A 20,559-nucleotide genomic window follows, 5' to 3' on the forward strand; every position below is an offset into this window, starting at 1 on the left:
TGCTGGGAAGGAGTTAATAAAAGTGAATGTAGCAATGAATTTAGCAGAAATCAAAGAAAACATTAATGAAGCATGTAAACGAAGTAATCGAAATCAAGAAGAAGTTACTATAATTGGGGTAACGAAATATGTTACAATAGAACGAACGGTTGAAGCAATGAATGCAGGTATTAAAAACCTTGGTGAAAATCGTAATGAAGAATTTTTAAAGAAATATAATGAAATTGGAACAAAGGCAAAATGGCATTTTATTGGATCACTGCAAACGCGAAAGGTAAAGGATGTCATTGATAAGATAGATGTACTTCACTCCCTTGACCGATTGTCGCTTGCAAAGGAAATTAATAAACGTGCAAGCAAGCCTGTCGAATGCTTCATTCAAGTAAATGTGAGCGGTGAGGAGTCGAAGCATGGACTTACTCCTGAAGCAGTTATTCCATTTATTGAGGACCTTACAACCTACGAGAATATTCATATTACTGGTTTAATGACGATGGCACCACATATTGAGGATTTGGACAAGATTCGATCCGTATTTCGTCTGCTTGTGGAATTAAGAGATAGGGTCCAATCGAAGCATTATCACCATGCACCATGTTCTAATTTATCCATGGGAATGAGTAATGACTATGAGATAGCAATTGAAGAGGGTGCAACACATATACGAATTGGTTCGAAATTAGTAGGGAGCTAAAAGAATTCCAAAAATATTGTGAGGTGCACAAATGAGCATTAAAAATAAAATAAAAAATTATTTTACGATGGATGATGAGTATGAATATGAATATGTCGAAGAATCGGAACTGCCAGAGACAATGAATAAAGTCACACCTAAACCTAAAAATCAAAATGTCGTTAGTCTAACAAGTGTACAACAGCCGACGTCTAAAGTTGTGCTATGCGAGCCGAGAAACTATAATGAAGCACAGGAGATAGCGGATAATATTGTCAATCGACGCGCGGTTGTTATTAACCTGCAACGGGTTGAGCATGACCAAGCGAAACGGATTGTTGATTTTCTTAGTGGAACGGTATATGCAGTAAATGGTGATATTCAGAAGCTCGGTGCAGAAACCTTTCTTTGTACACCAGACAATGTTGACGTATCCGGAACAATCTCAGAAAGTTATGCCGCAGAAGATGAATATAAAGGATGGTAGCACGCAATGTACGAACTGTTTAACATACTAAATTTAGCATTAACTATCTATAACTTTGCAATAATTATCTATATTTTCATGTCATGGTTTCCAGGTGCACGTGAATCATCATTTGGTTTGATGCTTGGAAGAATTGTCGATCCATATCTCGATGTGTTTCGAAGGTTTATTCCACCACTAGGCATGATTGACTTTTCACCAATTATAGCGATTTTTGTTCTTTATTTAGCCAGAACCGGGTTACGGGAATTCTTCATTATGTTCCTATTGTAATAAGGTGATAGCATGGATATTTATCAACATTTCAGAAAAGAAGAACAGGGCTTTATCGATCAGGTTTTATCATGGAAGGAACAAGTGGAACAAACATTTATTCCAAAATTAACGGATTTCCTCGACCCACGCGAGCAGCAGATTATCGAGATGTTAATTGGGACAAGCAGTGGGGAAATAAAGCTCTATCGATTTGGTGGGGCGGTACAGAGTGAACGGAAGCGGATAATGATTGCGCCTTACTATGATGTAATTACAGATGAAAGTTTTCAGTTAACATTATTACAGGCAACATATCAAGATAAATTCGTGACATTGGAGCATCGAGATGTGATGGGCGCTTTTTTATCGTTGGGAATCATTCGTAAAAAACTCGGCGATATTTATGTGAAGGATGGGATTATTCAAATCATCATGACAGATGACATTGCTACCTATGTGATTACGAACCTTACTTCGATTAAGAATGCAACAATCCGATTTGAAGAAAAACCGAGTCAGTCACTTCTAACAAATGCAGCGGACTGGGTTGAAGCAGATAAGACAATCTCCTCACTAAGACTAGATGCAATTGTGAAAGAAATCTATCATGTGTCAAGAAAAGATGCATCAGACTTTATTTCGAAGCAATATGTAAAGGTAAATCATCGCATTGTTGAGGACGGAAAGTTTATCATCCAGGCTGGAGACCTTATTTCCGTTCGTGGTAAGGGTAGAAGTAAATTAGTTACTATAAATGGACAATCGAAAAAAGATAAATGGCGAATTACGACGGCAATGATGAAATAATTTATCTGGATATGCAGGAATTAGTGGGTTTTTGTCGTATAATATTTAGAGCGACATATATAGTTAAATTTTCAGGGAGGTGGCTATCGTGCCATTAACACCATTAGATATTCATAACAAAGCATTCGCGAAAAGCTTACGCGGATATGACCAAGATGAGGTCAATGAATTTTTAGATCAAGTAATTAAAGATTATGAAATGGCAATTCGTGAAAAGAAAGAGTTAAAGGAAAAGGTTGGCCAACTTGAAGAAAGACTTGGACATTTCACTAACATTGAAGATACGTTGAATAAATCAATTCTCGTAGCACAAGAAACAGCAGAAGAAGTAAAAGGAAATGCGATGAAAGAATCGAAATTAATTATTAAAGAAGCAGAGAAAAATGCAGACAGAATTATTAATGAAGCACTAAGTAAATCGCGGCGAATTTCCATGGATGTGGAAGAATTGAAGAAACAAGCAAAGGTTTTCCGTACGAGATTAAAGATGTTAGTTGAAGCACAATTAGAAATGATTGGAACAGATGATTGGGATCAATTATTTGATACGGAGCTTGGCGATGATCTCGATTTAATTGAAAATAAATAGAAACCCTTGACGAAAGCTTGAATTTTACATATAATTCATACTACAGAATTGTAACTTAATAACTATATTATATACGATGACGGAGACAGTATAATGGTAATTGCTGATAAGCGAATCAGGGACTGGTGAAAGCCTGATACAGTGATACTTTTAGAAAATCACTCTTGAGTATCCATTAGGAAATGAAGTACTAATGGACGGTATTCCCCGTTACGGATTTCGAGTGAATTTAAAACGCAAGTGGGGCTTAGTGCCTTCGCTTACTTAAATTTATAAGGGTGGTACCGCGAGTCTTCTCGTCCCTTTTTGGGATTAGAGGGCTTTTTCTATTTTATAAAACAAGATGTGTAATGAAATCATTCAAGGAGGAACAAACAAATGGAATATAAAGACACATTATTAATGCCAAAGACAGCATTTCCAATGCGAGGAAATTTACCAAATAAAGAGCCAATTCGTCAACAAGCATGGAGAGACGAACATATTTATGAAAAGGATTTAGAACGTACAAAAGGAAGACCATCGTTTATTTTGCATGACGGCCCTCCATATGCAAATGGGGACTTACACATTGGCCATGCTCTTAATAAAATTTTAAAGGATTTTATTACTCGTTATAAATCGATGACAGGCTATCATGCACCATATGTCCCTGGCTGGGATACACACGGTTTACCGATTGAAACAGCATTAACGAAGAACAAAAAAGTAAAACGTAAAGAAATGAGTATCGCTGATTTTAGAAAGCTTTGTGCAGAATATGCACTTGGTCAAGTAAACAATCAACGAGAGCAGTTTAAACAATTAGGTGTTCGTGCGGATTGGGATCATCCTTACATTACATTAACGAAGGATTATGAAGCAGCACAAATTCAAGTTTTTGGTGAAATGGCTAAAAAGGGGTATATTTATAAAGGATTAAAACCTGTTTATTGGTCACCTTCATCTGAATCTGCTTTAGCAGAAGCTGAAATTGAATATCAAGATAAACGTTCTGCATCCATTTATGTTACCTTTGAAGTAACTGATGGTAAGGGTGTACTCGATGGAGGCGAGAAAGTTGTTATTTGGACAACGACCCCATGGACACTTCCTGCTAACCTAGGAATCAGTATACATCCAGAGTTACAATATGTTGTTACTCAAGTCAATAATGAAAAATATGTTGTTGCTCAAGCATTATTAGAGACTGTTTCTGAAGAATTGGGCTGGGAGAATCCAGAAGTCGTTAAATCATTTAAAGGTAGAGAGGCAGATCGCGTAGTCACGAAGCATCCTTTCTATGATCGAGATTCCTTAGTAATGTTAGGGGAGCATGTAACAACAGATGCAGGTACTGGTTGTGTTCATACTGCTCCAGGACACGGGGAAGATGACTTTTATGTATGTAAGAAATATGGTATTGACGCGTTCTGTCCAGTCGATGACAAAGGTGTCATGACAGAAGAAGCACCAGGATTTGAAGGATTATTTTATGAAGATGCAAATAAAGTTGTCACAGAGAAATTAGAAGAGCAAGGTGCATTGTTGAAATTATCGTTTATTACACACTCATATCCACATGACTGGCGTACAAAGAAACCAACTATTTTCCGCGCGACTGCACAATGGTTTGCATCGATTAAAGATTTCCGTCATGACATTTTAGACGAGATCAAGAAAATTAATTGGTATCCAAACTGGGGTGAAACAAGACTATATAATATGGTTCGTGATCGCGAGGACTGGTGTATTTCCCGTCAACGTGCATGGGGCGTTCCAATTCCAGTATTCTATGGTGAAGACGGTACACCAATTATTACGGATGAAACGATTGAACATGTTGTAAACTTATTTGCTGAATTTGGTTCAAATGTTTGGTTTGAACGTGAAGCAAAAGATTTATTACCTGAAGGATTTACATCCACTCATAGTCCTAATGGAACGTTTACGAAAGAAACAGATATCATGGATGTTTGGTTTGATTCTGGTTCTTCTCATCAAGCAGTATTACTTGGACGTGAGGATCACAGACGTCCGGCAGATGTATATTTAGAAGGTAGCGACCAATATCGTGGTTGGTTTAACTCATCGATTTCAACTGCTGTTGCAGTGACAGGGAAAGCACCATATAAAAATGTGATTAGCCATGGTTTTGTACTGGATGGTAACGGAAGGAAAATGAGTAAATCACTTGGAAATGTTATTCTGCCATCGAAAGTTCAAAAACAGCTTGGATCTGATATCTTACGTCTATGGGTATCATCTGTAGACTATCAAGCCGATGTTCGTATTTCCGATGATATTTTAAAACAAGTTTCTGAATCGTACCGCAAAATTCGGAACACATTCCGCTTCATGCTTGCAAACTTGGCTGACTTTGATCCGGCAAAAGATCGCGTCCCAGAGCAGGAATTAGAAGAAGTGGATCGTTACATGCTTCATCGACTACAACAAGTAGTGAGCGATGTGCGGGAGAACTATGAGAAATATGAATTCTCACCAATTTTCCATCAGATCCATAATTTCTGTGCTGTTGATTTAAGCTCATTCTATCTGGATTTTGCGAAAGATATTTTATATATCGAGGCTGCTGATAATAAACGACGCCGTAGTATTCAAACAGGTTATTATGAAATTTTAACTACTTTGGTTAAATTATTAACACCAATCATTCCACACACAACTGATGAAGTATGGGAATATATTCCTGGTGCCCAAGAATCAAGTGTACAGTTAACAGATATTCCTGAAGCAAGAGAAATTGCTGATTACGAGAAAATCGAAGCGAAATGGGATCATTTTATGGCAGTTCGTGATGATGTGATGAAAGCATTAGAAGAAGCAAGAAATGAGAAAGTAATTGGAAAGTCATTAGAGGCTAAATTAACACTAGTGCCGAAAGATGAGCAAACAAAAGAAGTATTACTTTCAATGGAGCATTTACATCAATATCTAATCGTATCAGAGGCAAATGTTGTTGATGCCGCCGAAAATGCGAAAGAATATAAGCTTGTAGATGTTATTGTTGAAAAACATCCCGCTGAAAAATGCGAACGCTGCTGGGTCTCAGATGAAACAGTTGGCCATGATCATGATCACCCAGAATTATGTGAACGTTGTGCGACAGTAGTGAAAGAGCATTACACAGCTTAAAAGATGAAATACTCCTCTTAACAGGGGAGTATTTTTATGGCTAAGTACATTTTGATTCGTATGCAAGTATTGATATAAAGTGCGAACTAGTGACAATTTGCAAGCAGTTACTATTCGTACGAGGGTCTCCAGTATTTTGCTACAATCAACGTCGATAGTCAGTGGTTTTGTCATTCTTTTGTCGCTAGATTCTGCACTACCCCAGCGGAAAAAATACACGAAAACTCGTGCGGGAAGAAGAGGCTCACCAGCTCCCCGCGGAAAGCGAAGTGTATTTTTGGAGCAGTGGATCAGGTAGCAAAATATCATCCTAACTTAGTCCGCATTTTAACTAAACATATCATTAACAACTATTACCTAAAAACTAGATTCTGTCAGTAAATCGCTTATAGACTCAATCATGCAATGGAATAAAAAACTGCAGTAATTGTTGAAATAAATTGTGGTAAAGTATAAGATAAAGTGAAACTTCATTAAGTGGGGAGTTCTTCATCCCCCACTTAATGTTAGTTGAACAGAATCTGGATTTTACAGCCAGTTAATTCGGGATAAATAGGAATTAGGAAAGAATCGGAGGAAAGTAGATGCTTCTATACTACATTATCGCACTCATTATCATCGCAATCGATCAGATTAGCAAATGGACAATTGTAAAAACGATGGAGTTTGGAGAATCCATCACCGTGATTGAAGACTTCTTTTATATTACCTCCCACCGCAATTCTGGTGCCGCATGGGGAATTCTAGAAGGGAAGATGCTGTTTTTCTATATAATAACAGTGATTGTCATAATCGGTGTTGTTTATTACATGCAAAAGCATGCAAAAAACGATAAACTTCTTGCAGTAGCTTTAAGCTTTATTTTAGGAGGGGCGATTGGTAACTTTATCGACCGTATTTTCCGCCATGAGGTTGTAGACTTCTTTAATTTCTATATTTTTAATTATAACTTCCCGATATTTAATGTTGCAGATTCAGCATTAACGGTTGGTGTTATTCTAGTGATTATTGCAACAATACTTGATGAAAGAAAGAAAGGAAAAACAACGAAATGACTTCTTTTCAACATATAGTAACAGAGGAACAAGCAAAGGAACGTATCGATAAACTCTTATCGGAATTAAATCCGGAAGAGTCACGCTCACAGGTGCAAACATGGATTGCAAAAGAGCATGTAAAAGTGAATGGTGATATTATCAAGGCGAATTATAAAGTACAGGCTGGTGACGATGTGGAATGGTCAATTCCAGAGGTCGTTCCACTTGAATTAACTGCGGAAAATATCCCATTATCTATTGTTTACGAAGATAGTGATTTATTAGTTGTAAATAAGCCAAGGGGGATGGTTGTTCATCCATCTGCAGGACATCAAGGCGGCACATTAGTAAATGCATTGCTTTACCATTGTAAGGATTTATCAGGAATCAATGGGGTTGAGAGACCCGGAATTGTTCACCGAATTGATAAGGATACGAGTGGACTGCTTGTCGTTGCCAAAAACGACTTTACACACGTAAATTTATCAGAGCAATTGTCTTTAAAAGAAGTGCACCGAGTGTACGAAGCAATTGTTCATGGAGAAATTCCGCATTCGACAGGGATTATTGATGCGCCAATTGGGAGGGATCCTAAAGATCGGCAAAAAATGGGAATCGTTAATGATGGCAAGCCTGCAATTACCCATTTTAAAGTGATTAAAAGTTTTCCAGACTATACACATATAGAATGTAGGCTGGAGACGGGAAGAACCCATCAAATTCGTGTACACATGAAATATATCGGTTATCCATTAGTAGGAGATCCGAAATATGGTCCGAGAAAGACAATGGACATTGATGGTCAGGCGTTACATGCAAAGCTATTAGGTTTTACCCATCCACGTACAAAGGAATGGATGGAATTCCAAGTGGAAGCTCCTGCATACTTTGCAGAAGTACTTGATTATATTGAAAAATTGTATTGACAGTACTAAAATAGTCTGTAATAATGAATACAATTATAAATGACCTTTAATCATAGTCCTGTGAGGCTAAAAAGGAACGTATTGAAAACCCCCTTTTTCTCATGGAAAAGGGGGTTTTCTCGTTCATATTGTAGAAGGGAAGATGCTCTAGATGAAGAAAAAAACAGAAATATTAGATGCAGCTGCAATGAACCGTGCCTTAACAAGGATGGCACATGAAATACTTGAAAAGAATAAGGGCGGGGATGAGCTCGTATTAATCGGAATAAAGACGAGAGGTGTTCCACTTACAAGTCGACTACAAGCAAAGATTAAACAGATTGAGTCGATTGATGTTCCTGTTGGCGAGTTGGATATTACGTTATATCGTGATGATTTGACAAAAGTGAATAATAGTGAAGAACCTGAATTAAAGTCCACATCAATTCATAATGATATTACGGGAAAGAAAGTTATTTTAGTTGATGATGTTCTTTTCACGGGAAGAACGGTACGAGCAGCAATGGATGCTGTAATGGATATCGGTAGACCCTCACAAATTCAACTTGGTGTATTAGTTGATCGAGGACATCGTGAATTGCCAATTCGTGCAGATTATGTAGGAAAGAATATTCCGACGTCAGATAAAGAAGTAATCGTTGTTCAACTAAATGAAATTGATCAAGTGGATTTAGTCTCAATATATGAATAAATGATCCAACTTTTAAATAAATCCAGAGAGATTTATAAGGTTGTTTTGAAGGAAATCTGTATATCTTACTACAGGTCTACCTCTTTGCATCCTTATGCAAAGAGGTTTTTTTATTGCTTAGGAAACTATAAAATTGGATGCTGTGGATAACTTAATTACCTGGAATAGCCACGTCCAGCTCCAGCACTCAGCGACTAGCTTTAAGCTTTTGTTCTATAAATAAATACAATTAATTGAGGGGGGAACAACGAATGCGACATTTTATTTCGATAAATCAGCTAACCATAGGAGAGATACATTCGATATTAGATAATGCAGAACAATACAGAAAAAGGGAAAGTAGCATACCGAAGCAATTATTTGCTGGCAATCTATTCTTCGAGCCTAGTACAAGGACAAAAATGAGTTTCATTGTTGCAGAGAGAAAGCTAGGGCTAGAGGTATTGGATTTTCATATGGAGAGCTCGAGCGTATTAAAAGGGGAGTCATTATATGATACGGCGAAGACTTTTGAAGCAATTGGGGCAAACTTCTTAGTTATTCGAGATGCATCGGATAGTTGGTACGAGGAACTGGAACAGAAACTTGCAATTCCAGTAATTAATGCGGGCGCTGGTAAGGAAGAACACCCAACTCAAACGATGTTAGATTTGCTTACGATTTATCAGGAATATGGTAGATTCAGAGGGATAAATGTTGTCATCGTTGGCGACATCAAACATAGCCGTGTAGCTCGTTCTAATGCCATTGCACTTAAGAAGCTAGGGGTAAAAGTATACTTGTGTGCTGCACCGGAATTCATCGATGAGAAAATAGAATTTCCATATATTACGATGGATCAGGCTGTGGAACTCGCTGATGTTGTCATGCTTTTAAGAATTCAGCACGAAAGACATGAAGAAAAATCAGAAACAAATAATTATTTACAGCAATATGGACTAACGAAAAAACGAGAAAAGAAAATGAAACAGGCTGCAATTATTATGCACCCAGCACCAATTAACCGAGGCATTGAGATTGATTCAGACCTGGTAGAATGCAGTCGTTCCAGAATTTTTAAACAGATGGAAAATGGTGTCTATATCCGCATGGCGATTATTAAGCATGTATTACAGGAATGGGGGATTATCAATGAAAATACGATTGAAAAACGGGAAACGACTTTTAGAAACCAGTGGAATGGAGGCCTGCGAAGTATTAATTAACAATAATAAAATTGAAAAGATAGACCGCGATTTATCTTTAGTACAAGCGGATGAGATCATTGATCTCAATGGAAATTTAATTCTACCAGGTTTCATCGATGTGCATATCCATTTACGTGAACCAGGTGGTGAGCATAAAGAAACAATCAAGAGTGGTACAAAGGCCGCTGCAAGAGGTGGATATACAACGGTATGTGCGATGCCGAATACAAATCCAGTACCAGATAATGCAGCTACCACCCGCGCATTGTTAGCAAAAATAAACGAAGATGCAGTCGTTCGGGTTCTACCATATGCAGCAATTACAAAGGGATTAAAAGGAAAGGAAAGAACAGATATTAAAAAACTTACTGAAATGGGGGTATTCGCCTTTACTGATGATGGGGTAGGAATTCAAACAGCAGATTTTATGCTTGAGGCGATGAAAGAAGCGGCAGCATGTGGTGCTTCAATTGTAGCGCATTGCGAGGATAATTCAATCGTCTACGATGGGGTCGTACATGATGGCAAGGTTAGTAGCCGATTAAAATTACCAGGTATTCCTTCATTAAGTGAATCGGTACAAATTGCTAGGGATGTGCTACTAGCAGAAGCAACAGGCTGTCATTATCATGTTTGCCATGTAAGTACAAAGGAATCTGTTCGTGTTATTCGTGATGCAAAGCGGGCAGGAATTAAAGTTACTGCTGAGGTTACGCCACATCATTTATTGATGAATGAAGATTCAATAATGGAAGATGATGCAAATTATAAAATGAATCCACCCTTACGAGCAGTCGAGGATCAACAAGCACTACTTGCAGGACTGCTGGATGGAACAATAGATTTCATTGCAACCGATCATGCACCACATGCTGAAGATGAGAAGGCAAAGGGATTTCTGCATGCACCATTTGGAATTGTCGGCTTGGAAACGGCCTTTCCACTACTCTATACATACCTAGTGAAACAAGAAAAGATTACATTGCACCAACTTGTGGACTGGTTAGCAATTAAACCGGCAACAGTGTTTAACCTACCATATGGTCGATTAACGGAAAGGGGAATCGCCGATTTAACGGTGGTAAATCTAGAAAAAGAAATGGTAATCGATAAAGCGAGTTTTTATTCAAAAGGAAAAAACACACCATTCCATCAATGGGAAGTTACAGGAATTCCTGTCTTAACGATCGCAGAAGGAAAAGTAGTCTATAAGGAGGATGTACATGAGTAAACGACAATTGGTACTTGAGGACGGAACAGTTTTCATTGGTAAAGGATTTGGTAGTGATCGTTTATCGACAGGAGAAATTGTATTTAATACAGGTATGACTGGTTATCAAGAAGTCATTACAGACCCATCATATTATGGACAAATATTAACGATGACTTACCCGCTAGTTGGTAATTACGGAATAAATCGTGATGATTTTGAAACAGTAACACCATTTATCCATGGATTTGTTGTAAAAGAAGTGAGTGAACATCCATCGAATTTTAGAAATGATGAAAGCTTGAGTCATTTTCTAAAAGCGCATGATATTCCTGGTATTTATGGTATAGATACTAGGAAACTAACAAAGATTATTCGGAACCATGGATCAATGAGAGCTATGATTGCAGATACTAGTCAATCTGCTGAAAAAATTGTTAGAGAGTTAAAAGAAAAGGAGTTGCCAACAGACCAAGTTAAAATGACGTCTACCGTTAAACCTTATGTAGTACCTGGAAGAGGCATGCGAATTGTAATGGTTGACTTTGGTGCAAAACATGGCATTCTTCGTGAATTAACCAAACGTGACTGTCACGTTACGGTTGTTCCTTATAACTATAGTGCTGAAAGTATTTTACGTTTAAAACCTGATGGCATGTTGCTTACAAATGGACCAGGAAATCCGAAAGATGTACCGGAAGCAATAGAAATGATTAAACAACTAAATGGAAAGATTCCTATCTTTGGGATATGTCTTGGACATCAATTATTAGCACTTGCAAATGGTGCAGATACAGAGAAAATGAAATTTGGACATAGAGGTGCAAACCATCCTGTTAAAGATATTCAAAAAAATAAAACCTACCTAACGTCACAAAATCATAGTTATGCAGTAAGTAAAGCATCCCTTGAGAATACGGAGTTAGAGCTTACACAAGTGGCGCTAAATGATAGAACGGTAGAGGGGATTGCACATAAGAAGCATCTTGCATTTTCCGTACAATATCATCCTGAAGCAGCACCTGGCCCTGAAGATTCAAACTATTTATTCGACCAATTCTTACAAATGATTAAATCAAAGGAAAATGAGGAGGGAACATATGCCTAAAAATACCGCAATCCAAAAAATCCTTGTAATCGGATCGGGTCCAATTGTAATCGGCCAAGCAGCTGAATTTGATTATTCAGGTACACAGGCATGTCAAACATTAAAGAATGAAGGCTATACTGTCATTTTAGCGAATTCCAATCCAGCAACAATCATGACTGATCATACAGTAGCAGATAAAGTATATATGGAGCCATTAACGGTTGAATTTTTAACAAAAATCATTCGCAAAGAGCGGCCAGATGCTCTTTTAGCAACATTAGGAGGACAAACAGGTTTAAATTTAGCGATTGAACTAGAAAATAATGGCGTATTATCTAAGTTTGGTGTTGTATTATTAGGAACATCGCTAGAAGCAATTCAAAAAGCAGAAGATAGGGAAAAATTCAGAGATTTAATGCAAGAAATCAATGAACCTGTGCCAGATAGCACCATTGTATATTCTGTAGAGGAGGCAATTGATTTTTCAAATGAAATTGGTTTTCCATTAATTGTACGTCCAGCATATACACTAGGGGGGACTGGTGGTGGAATGTGTTACAACAAAAGAGAATTAACGGAGATAACTCGGAATGGTTTGGCATTATCACCTGTAAATCAGTGTCTAATTGAACGAAATATCGCAGGATTTAAGGAAATTGAATATGAAGTAATTCGCGATAAAAAGGATCAAGCCATTGTTGTATGTAATATGGAAAATATTGATCCTGTCGGTATACATACTGGAGATTCAATGGTTGTTGCACCGTCACAAACATTAAGTGATCGTGAGCATCAATTATTGCGTAATGCTTCCCTGAAAATTATTCGGGCATTGGAGATTGAAGGTGGTTGTAATGTTCAACTAGCACTCGACCCTAACAGTTTCAACTATTATATTATCGAAGTGAATCCAAGAGTGAGCAGATCCTCTGCACTTGCATCAAAAGCAACAGGATATCCGATTGCAAAAGTCGCAGCAAAAATAGCAGTCGGCTACACTTTGGATGAAATTATTAATCCAATAACAGGCAATACGTACGCAATGTTTGAACCAACACTCGACTATATTGTTACAAAATTTCCGCGCTTCCCATTCGATAAATTTATAGACGGTGATAGAAAGCTAGGAACTCAAATGAAAGCAACTGGGGAGATCATGGCGATCGGAAGAAGCTTCGAAGAGTCGCTATTAAAGGGAATACGCTCACTTGATCATGGATCACAGGAGTTATGGCTGAAATCATTAGAAAAAGTTACAACAATTGAATTGGAAAATCGGATGAAGACTGCCGATGATGAACGCATTTTTATTATCGCAGAGGCATTTCGCAGAGGGTTATCTGTTGATACGATTTTTGACTATACAAAAATTGACCGTTTCTTCCTCGTGAAAATACAAAAATTAATTATGTTTGAAACAGAACTAGTAAATAATCGTTATTCCATGGAAGTATTAATGAAAGCTAAGCGCTTTGGGATTTCAGATGCGCAGATTGCTAGACTATGGAATGTATCTGTTGATTCCGTGTATGAACAGCGACAGAAGGGAAACATAACTCCGGTCTATAAAATGGTAGATACATGTGCGGCAGAATTTGAATCTGAGACCCCATACTTTTATAGTTCGTATGAAGAAGAGAATGAATCGATTGCAACGGACCGCAAGAAAATTCTCGTTCTCGGCTCAGGCCCAATCCGGATCGGTCAAGGAATCGAATTTGATTACGCAACCGTGCATTCCGTACTCGCTATCAAGGAGATGGGATATGAATCGATTATTATGAACAATAATCCAGAAACCGTTTCAACCGACTTTAGTATTTCTGATAAGCTCTATTTTGAACCATTGACCCTAGAAGATGTCATGCATGTCATTGCTTTAGAAAATCCAGAAGGTGTGATTGTTCAGTTCGGTGGGCAAACTGCAATTAATTTAGCAGCAGGTCTTGAACGTAGAGGAGTTAAAATTCTTGGAACGAGCTTAGAATCGATTGATCGTGCCGAGGATCGTGATAAATTTGAAGACCTACTCGATGAATTATCAATCTTACGCCCAAAAGGAAAGGCTGTTCGTAATCTTGATCAAGACATCGATGTAGCAAATTGGGTTGGTTATCCGGTACTTGTTAGACCATCTTATGTTATTGGTGGAAGTAGAATGGAAATTGTTTATGATGATGCGGATTTACAATTATATTTAAATAAAACAATGGATGCGAGTCCAGAGCACCCAATACTAATCGATAAATATATTACAGGTATGGAAGCGGAAGTTGATGCAATAAGCGATGGCGACACTGTGATATTACCAGGAATAATGGAACACATTGAGCGCGCTGGTGTGCATTCGGGAGATTCGATGGCAGTATATCCACCACAAAGAATGAGTGATGGCGTCAAACAAAAATGTATTGATGCAGCAATTAAAATTGCACGCAAGCTGCAGGTGAAAGGTCTGATTAACATTCAATTCATTATTTGCGATGAGAATGTATATGTTCTTGAAGTTAATCCACGAGCAAGTAGAACAATCCCATTTCTAAGTAAAATTACAGGCGTGCCCATGGCTGATCTAGCAACAAAAGCAATTCTAGGTATGAAGTTAGCAGATCTTGGGCTTAGATCTGGAATTCTACCAGATATTGCCAATGTCGCGGTTAAGATTCCCGTCTTCTCTTTTGAAAAATTACGTAGCGTGGATACGATTCTTGGACCAGAAATGAAATCGACAGGTGAGGCGATCGGTTATGATAGAAATTTAGAAAAAGCGTTATTTAAAGGCTTGCTTGCTGCAGGAATTAAGGTTCCTCAAGAAGGTGGCGTATTATTAACGGTGGCGGATAAGGATAAAGCAGAAATGCTCGAAATAGCAGAACGTTTCTATGAGAACGGATTCGAATTATTTGCAACAGAGGGTACAGCTGCGTTTGTAAAACAAGCAGGGATTCCGATTACAGCTGTAAAGAAGGTAGGCGCAGAAAAACCAAATGTCCTTTCCATCATTGAAAAAGGTCAAGTTCAATTTGTAGTAAATACATTAAATTCGGGTAAGCAGCCACGTTCAGACGGATTTATCATACGCCGGCAAGCAGTAGAACATGGAATAGCCTGTATAACGAGTTTAGATACTGCAAATGCAATACTAAATGTAATTGATACGACAACATTTAGCGCAAAACCAATGACAAATAAAGAGGATTCTCGCTCATGATTAAAAAGGAAAAGCTAACGATTATTGCAACGGAACAGATTGCCAAAGACACGATTGAAATGAAGTTAAAGAATATCCATGTTAGTGAAACAGTCGTACCAGGCCAATTTCTTCATATTTTAATGGAAGGTCATACGTTAGGGAGACCGATTTCCATAGCTGATATCGATAAAGAAAATCATATTGTCACGATTCTTTTTAAAGTAATTGGAGCAGGTACGAAACGTTTAGCAGAATACAGTGTGGGGCAGCAGATCGATGCGCTTGGCCCAAGTGGAAATGGTTTTCCACTTTGGCAAGATGAGAAGGTAACGGTTCTTTTGATAGGTGGAGGAATTGGTGTACCCCCGATGTATTGCCTTGGTAAACAGCTAGCAAAGCAAAATGTTAATGTTATCGCAATACTTGGTTTTCAAACAGCGGAATATGTAATCTATGAAGAAAAGTTTAATCAAATTGCAGAAACGTATATTGTCACCGATGACGGTTCTTATGGCAATAAGGGTTTTGTAACAGATTTATTGGATCAAGTAGAAGAGTTTGATTGTTATTACACTTGTGGTCCGCTCCCGATGATCCAAGCGATTACAGGCAAATTAAAGGGGAAAGATGGCTATATTTCCTTAGAGGAGCGAATGGGATGTGGGGTTGGTGCCTGTCTCGCCTGTATGATCCCTGCAAATAATGAAAGTGGATATAAGAAAATATGCAGTGATGGACCAGTATTTAGAGCGGAGGAGGTAACAATATGAGCGAATTAGCGGTAGCAATGCCAGGTCTAAATTTGAATAATCCTATCATGCCTGCTTCTGGATGTTTCGGATTTGGACGTGAATACAGTAACTATTATGATTTAAGTGAACTTGGGGCAGTGATAATGAAGGCAGCGACTGGAACTGCTAGACTTGGAAATCCAACGCCACGGGTAGCTGAAACTGCTTCGGGTATGCTTAATGCCATCGGCCTACAAAATCCTGGTGTCGATAAAATTATCGAACATGAGGTGCAGTTCTTAGCTGCATATAATACTCCTATCATTGCCAATATTGCTGGAAGTACGATTGAAGAATACGAAATGGTGGCAGCAGCATTTAATAAAACGGATCATGTCCATGCACTCGAATTAAACATTTCCTGCCCAAATGTAAAGGAAGGTGGTATTCAGTTCGGAACAAATCCAGTAATGGCTGCAAAAGTAACAGAAAGAGTAAAGAGGGTAAGTAAACTACCAGTATATGTAAAACTTTCTCCTAATGTTACGGATATTGTCGCAATGGCAAAAGCAGTGGAATCAGCAGGTGCTGATGGTCTATCTATGATTAATACATTAACTGGTATGCAAATCCACCTTCCATCCAAACGTCCACTCATCGCGAATAAAACAGGTGGTTTATCAGGTCCAGCTATAAAACCGATTGCCATTCGGATGATTTATGAAGTGAAACAGCGTGTAGATTTACCGATTATTGGTATGGGTGGCATTTGTAATGCAGAAGATGTGCTGGAATTTTTATTAGCTGGTGCAAGCGCCGTTGCAGTAGGAACTGCTAATTTCGGTAATCCATTAGTTTGTAGGGAAATTATTGCTGATTTGCCAGATGTGTTGAATCGTTTTGGTTTTGCTTCTGTTCAAGAAGCAATCGGAAAGGCGGTATTTGTATGATGGATAACGCAATTTATCTGGCTCTAGATTTTCCAACATGGGGAGTTACGGAACGATTTCTTGAAAACAATCAGCTTCATGGTGTGCCTGTTAAAGTAGGAATGGAACTATTCTTTCGTGAGGGTCCATCTATCATTGAAAAGTTAAAAGCCAATAATCATCCGATTTTTCTAGACTTGAAATTGCATGATATTCCGACAACGGTGAAGAGAGCAATGAAAAATCTTGCGGCACTTGAAGTGGATATTGTTAATGTCCACGCACTTGGTGGCGGTGAAATGATAAAACATGCAAAAGAAGGATTGCTAAGTGGTTCTTCTACACACAAAACCAAATTAATTGCCGTTACTATCTTGACTTCGCATGATAAGGAAATAATGAATAATCAACTATTAATTCCTGGTGGGCTTAAAGATAATGCCGTACATTTAGCATATACTGCAAAACAGAGCGGTGCAGACGGTGTTGTCTGTTCCGTTCACGAAGCGAGTTTGATTAAAGAAAAATGTGGTTATGACTTTTTAACCGTGACACCTGGAATAAGATTAGCAGAAACTGGTTTTGATGATCAAAAACGAGTTGCAACACCGAAATTTGCAAGAGAAAATGATGCAGATATACTTGTGATTGGCAGAAGCATCACAAAATCTGATAATCCATATCAAGCGTATTGGAAAGCATTAGAGGAGTGGGGACATGGCGTTAAATGAAGAATTGGCAATAGATTTATTAGAAATTAAAGCAGTACAACTTAATGTGGACGAATATTTCACATGGACATCAGGGATAAAATCACCAATATATTGTGATAATCGGTTAACGATGACATATCCAGTAATTCGGAAAAAAATTACAGATGCATTTATTGCGATGATTGATAGGCTTGATCAAAAACCAGATGTAATTGCAGGTTGTGCCACCGCTGGAATCCCCCATGCTGCATGGTTAGCAGATCGCTTACAACTGCCGATGGTATATGTTCGTTCAAAGCCAAAAGGGCATGGCAAAGGAAATCAAATTGAGGGACAAGTAATAAGAGGGCAAAAGGTTCTAGTCATCGAAGACTTAATTTCCACAGGTGGTTCCGCTATTGAAGCTGCCAAAGCATTACAACAAGAGGATGTAGAAGTGATCAGCGTTTTTGCGATATTTACATATGGATTAGAAAAGGCTAAGCATCAGTTTGCCGTGGCGAAGCTTCCGTTTGCGACAATTACTGGTTTTGATCAATTAGTTGAGGCGTTAGTAGTGGACCAGAAGTTAACTCAAAATGAAAAAGAGGAGTTAATCGAATGGCGTGACAAGTTGAAATAAGAATGAAGTTTGATTATCTCTATTAAAAGTGCAAAGTCTATATAAACTGCAGACTAGTTTAATGCTTAAGGCTCTCAGGCTAGTCGCTCCAGAAATACACTACGCTTTTCGCGGGAGCAGGTGAGCCTACTCACGCTATCGCGCTTCGTAGTCTCACCTAGGTTCTTCTTCCTGCAGAAGTCTCCGTGTATTTCTCCCATTTGGGTTATAAAAATAACATATAAAAGAGTAACATACCACTGAGTTGACATTGATTGGAGTGAAACAATGTCAACTCACGAGTGAACAGCAACTACTGTCTAGATCTGAAATTAAAATTATCACTAGTTCGCAGTTTATTTAAACTACTATTTATTGTAAATTATTTTAAAAAGCAATATCGCCTAAGTTTATGACTGGACAGATAATTTCTGGCATAATACCATCCATTCATCGATTGTAAATTCTTTAATTTCTTCGTGCTCGGCCTTAATTTGAAAGTAATCTTTTATCTTCGTGTTAGCAGCCAATATATATTGTTTTACTTCTTCTATTTTAGACTTATTATCTAATGCTCGGTGAACCCATTCATTATATGGTAAAGTCTTTTTTCTTCTCTCTTGTTTTAAAACGATTAAGTGATTGCTGCTAAAAAGCTTTTCCCATTCCGTAATTTTCAATGACCTGGAATGGCTGTAATCTCGCATCTTCTCCAATGAATTAATGAATATATCGATAGAAGGTTCCTCCAATCCGACATTATCAATTAATAAAAATCTGCCATTCGACTTTAAGACACGTTGCACTTCTTGAATGAATCTATCAGGATTTGGAAAATGATGTGCGGCAATTCTGCATGTAATAATATCAAATGTGTTATCTAGAAATGGCAGTGACTCAGCGTCTGCAATGATATAGTTAATGTTTGAATAAAGCTGCAAATGTGTAGAAGTATATTCTAACATTTCTTTTGTAATATCAGTTGCAAAAAGCCTATTCACATTCGGTGCAAGCTTTCTAGCTACATGACCACCACCAGTGGCTATATCGAGTGCAATCATATCTTTATTAGGCTGAAGCCAGTCAACCAATACTGATAAATCACTACCATTCGCATGTGTACTACTTGTAACATACGCTTGCTTGTTTTTAGAGAAAAACTGTTTAACATATTGCTTCTCATTCATTTCCCCACGCCTCCATTCCTTCTTGCTTTTATATTATGTTTTAACGTGTTATAAGTAAAATACTATTATATAATCAATATTAATAACAATTACTTATAAGGTTGGTGAAGCAAATGAAAATTGAGGATTATGAATTACTATTGAAATTAAATGAAATTGGTACGATTCGTGGTACTGCAAAGATTATTTTAATTTCTCAACCAGCAGTAACCCAGCGTTTGAAATATATCGAGGAGTATTTTGGAGAAATATTATTTATCAGAACACCAAAAGGCCTAGTACCAACACCAAGTGGTGAAATTATTTTAAAGCATGCAAAAGGTGTGGTGGAAAGGGAAAATGAGTTAATAAATCAACTTGCAGAGTCAAGCAAAGAAATCCAAGGAACATTGTCAATTGCCTGCTCATCATTAATTAGCCAGCGATTTCTTCCAGCTATTTTAGGAGAATATACAACTAAATTTCCTAAGGTTGCGATTGATCTTGTAACGGGAATTAGTGAAGATATTCGCCGTGACCATAAAAATTATCATGTCTGTATCATTCGTGGTGAAAAATTGAAGGAAAGTGTGTCGATTCGTTTATTTGATGATCCATTATACATCTTTGATACGGAACCTTTTCCGAAAGATGATTTGAAGGAACGTCCTTTAATATCATTTAAAAGTGATGATAGCATGCATGAGCTAGTAGATAACTGGCTCTTCTATCATCAGGAGCAAATAAAGCCACAGAAAACAATGACTGTAGACCAGATTGAAACGTGTAAACAATTTATGAAGCAGGGGATTGGGATGGCGGTACTCCCGGAGAGTGTCTCTGATTCAATGAAAAATGAATATCCAAATGTTCCGCTGAAACTAAATGGAAAACCTGTAACAAGGGATACGTGGGTATGCTATCAAGAAGGGGTTCGTAAATTACCACAGGTAGATCAGTTTATTTCACTTCTAACCAGTATAAACTTTCTCTAGGATGTTTTTATAAGCGTGTTTTGTTTTACCAGCTTTTAAAATCAAAATTAAAAGTTTAGATAAAGTGCAGATTACTTTAATTCAGAATTTCTTTGCCGAGGTCCGCAGCCCCCATACACCTTCGCTTTCCGCGGGCGGCTGATG

General features: G+C 37.8%; 19 protein-coding genes and 1 other annotated feature. Of the genes, 18 read left to right on the forward strand and 1 reads right to left on the reverse strand.

The genetic code is table 11. The features are described from left to right. Positions 1 to 22 precede the first annotated feature (22 nt). From CWR48_RS13035 to pyrE, 17 genes are all read left to right on the forward strand, one after another. On the forward strand, positions 23 to 694 hold the full coding sequence (locus CWR48_RS13035) for a YggS family pyridoxal phosphate-dependent enzyme (protein WP_211316739.1): 672 nt from the start codon (positions 23 to 25) through the stop codon (positions 692 to 694). 31 nt (positions 695 to 725) lie between these two features. Continuing rightward, complete coding sequence (locus CWR48_RS13040) at positions 726 to 1,160, forward strand: cell division protein SepF (RefSeq protein WP_115773657.1); 435 nt, start codon at positions 726 to 728, stop codon at positions 1,158 to 1,160. A gap of 6 nt (positions 1,161 to 1,166) precedes the next feature. Continuing rightward, positions 1,167 to 1,433, forward strand: coding sequence for a YggT family protein (locus CWR48_RS13045; protein ID WP_115773658.1), 267 nt, complete (start codon positions 1,167 to 1,169; stop codon positions 1,431 to 1,433). Positions 1,434 to 1,445: 12 nt separating this feature from the next. After that, on the forward strand, positions 1,446 to 2,222 hold the full coding sequence (locus CWR48_RS13050) for a YlmH family RNA-binding protein (protein WP_115773659.1): 777 nt from the start codon (positions 1,446 to 1,448) through the stop codon (positions 2,220 to 2,222). Positions 2,223 to 2,310: 88 nt separating this feature from the next. After that, entirely contained in the window at positions 2,311 to 2,811 is a 501-nt protein-coding gene (locus tag CWR48_RS13055; protein WP_115773660.1) for a DivIVA domain-containing protein, read from the forward strand. A 67-nt stretch (positions 2,812 to 2,878) separates the two neighbouring features. Further along, positions 2,879 to 3,118: a binding site (T-box leader), on the forward strand. 71 nt (positions 3,119 to 3,189) lie between these two features. Next, complete coding sequence (gene ileS / locus CWR48_RS13060) at positions 3,190 to 5,946, forward strand: isoleucine--tRNA ligase (protein WP_115773661.1); 2,757 nt, start codon at positions 3,190 to 3,192, stop codon at positions 5,944 to 5,946. Positions 5,947 to 6,530: 584 nt separating this feature from the next. Next, a complete protein-coding gene (gene lspA / locus CWR48_RS13065) occupies positions 6,531 to 7,001 on the forward strand; it encodes a signal peptidase II (RefSeq protein WP_115773662.1) in 471 nt (156 codons plus the stop codon). After that, a complete protein-coding gene (locus CWR48_RS13070) occupies positions 6,998 to 7,909 on the forward strand; it encodes an RluA family pseudouridine synthase (protein ID WP_115773663.1) in 912 nt (303 codons plus the stop codon). The genes lspA and CWR48_RS13070 overlap by 4 nt, the downstream gene beginning before the upstream one ends. Positions 7,910 to 8,060: 151 nt before the next feature. Beyond that, positions 8,061 to 8,600, forward strand: coding sequence for a bifunctional pyr operon transcriptional regulator/uracil phosphoribosyltransferase PyrR (gene pyrR, locus CWR48_RS13075; RefSeq protein ID WP_115773664.1), 540 nt, complete (start codon positions 8,061 to 8,063; stop codon positions 8,598 to 8,600). 251 nt (positions 8,601 to 8,851) lie between these two features. Then, positions 8,852 to 9,805 (forward strand): aspartate carbamoyltransferase catalytic subunit, encoded by a 954-nt coding sequence (locus CWR48_RS13080; protein WP_115773665.1) that lies wholly within the window; start codon positions 8,852 to 8,854, stop codon positions 9,803 to 9,805. Then, the gene (locus tag CWR48_RS13085) at positions 9,732 to 11,018 is read left to right on the forward strand and encodes a dihydroorotase (RefSeq protein ID WP_115773666.1); all 1,287 of its coding nucleotides are present in this window, start codon (positions 9,732 to 9,734) and stop codon (positions 11,016 to 11,018) included. Before CWR48_RS13080 ends, CWR48_RS13085 begins: the two co-directional genes overlap by 74 nt. After that, positions 11,011 to 12,105: a carbamoyl phosphate synthase small subunit gene (locus CWR48_RS13090; RefSeq protein WP_115773667.1), complete on the forward strand. Its 1,095-nt coding sequence runs from the start codon at positions 11,011 to 11,013 to the stop codon at positions 12,103 to 12,105. The genes CWR48_RS13085 and CWR48_RS13090 overlap by 8 nt, the downstream gene beginning before the upstream one ends. Then, entirely contained in the window at positions 12,098 to 15,298 is a 3,201-nt protein-coding gene (carB, locus tag CWR48_RS13095) for a carbamoyl-phosphate synthase large subunit (protein WP_115773668.1), read from the forward strand. The genes CWR48_RS13090 and carB overlap by 8 nt, the downstream gene beginning before the upstream one ends. Further along, the gene (locus tag CWR48_RS13100) at positions 15,295 to 16,050 is read left to right on the forward strand and encodes a dihydroorotate dehydrogenase electron transfer subunit (RefSeq protein WP_115773669.1); all 756 of its coding nucleotides are present in this window, start codon (positions 15,295 to 15,297) and stop codon (positions 16,048 to 16,050) included. Before carB ends, CWR48_RS13100 begins: the two co-directional genes overlap by 4 nt. Next, entirely contained in the window at positions 16,047 to 16,961 is a 915-nt protein-coding gene (locus CWR48_RS13105; protein ID WP_115773670.1) for a dihydroorotate dehydrogenase, read from the forward strand. The genes CWR48_RS13100 and CWR48_RS13105 overlap by 4 nt, the downstream gene beginning before the upstream one ends. Next, entirely contained in the window at positions 16,961 to 17,671 is a 711-nt protein-coding gene (gene pyrF / locus CWR48_RS13110; RefSeq protein ID WP_115773708.1) for an orotidine-5'-phosphate decarboxylase, read from the forward strand. Before CWR48_RS13105 ends, pyrF begins: the two co-directional genes overlap by 1 nt. Beyond that, on the forward strand, positions 17,658 to 18,275 hold the full coding sequence (pyrE, locus tag CWR48_RS13115) for an orotate phosphoribosyltransferase (RefSeq protein WP_115773671.1): 618 nt from the start codon (positions 17,658 to 17,660) through the stop codon (positions 18,273 to 18,275). The genes pyrF and pyrE overlap by 14 nt, the downstream gene beginning before the upstream one ends. A gap of 389 nt (positions 18,276 to 18,664) precedes the next feature. Here the strand turns inward: pyrE and CWR48_RS13120 are convergent, their stop codons facing one another. Next, the gene (locus CWR48_RS13120) at positions 18,665 to 19,441 is read right to left on the reverse strand and encodes a class I SAM-dependent methyltransferase (RefSeq protein WP_115773672.1); all 777 of its coding nucleotides are present in this window, start codon (positions 19,439 to 19,441) and stop codon (positions 18,665 to 18,667) included. Between the two features lie 113 nt (positions 19,442 to 19,554). On the opposite strand from CWR48_RS13120, the gene CWR48_RS13125 reads away from it, so the two are divergent. Then, the gene (locus CWR48_RS13125) at positions 19,555 to 20,415 is read left to right on the forward strand and encodes a LysR family transcriptional regulator (RefSeq protein WP_115773673.1); all 861 of its coding nucleotides are present in this window, start codon (positions 19,555 to 19,557) and stop codon (positions 20,413 to 20,415) included. Positions 20,416 to 20,559: the final 144 nt, after the last annotated feature.

This window comes from Oceanobacillus arenosus (genome assembly GCF_003369575.1).
Taxonomy (GTDB): Bacteria; Bacillota; Bacilli; order Bacillales; family Amphibacillaceae; genus Oceanobacillus; species Oceanobacillus arenosus.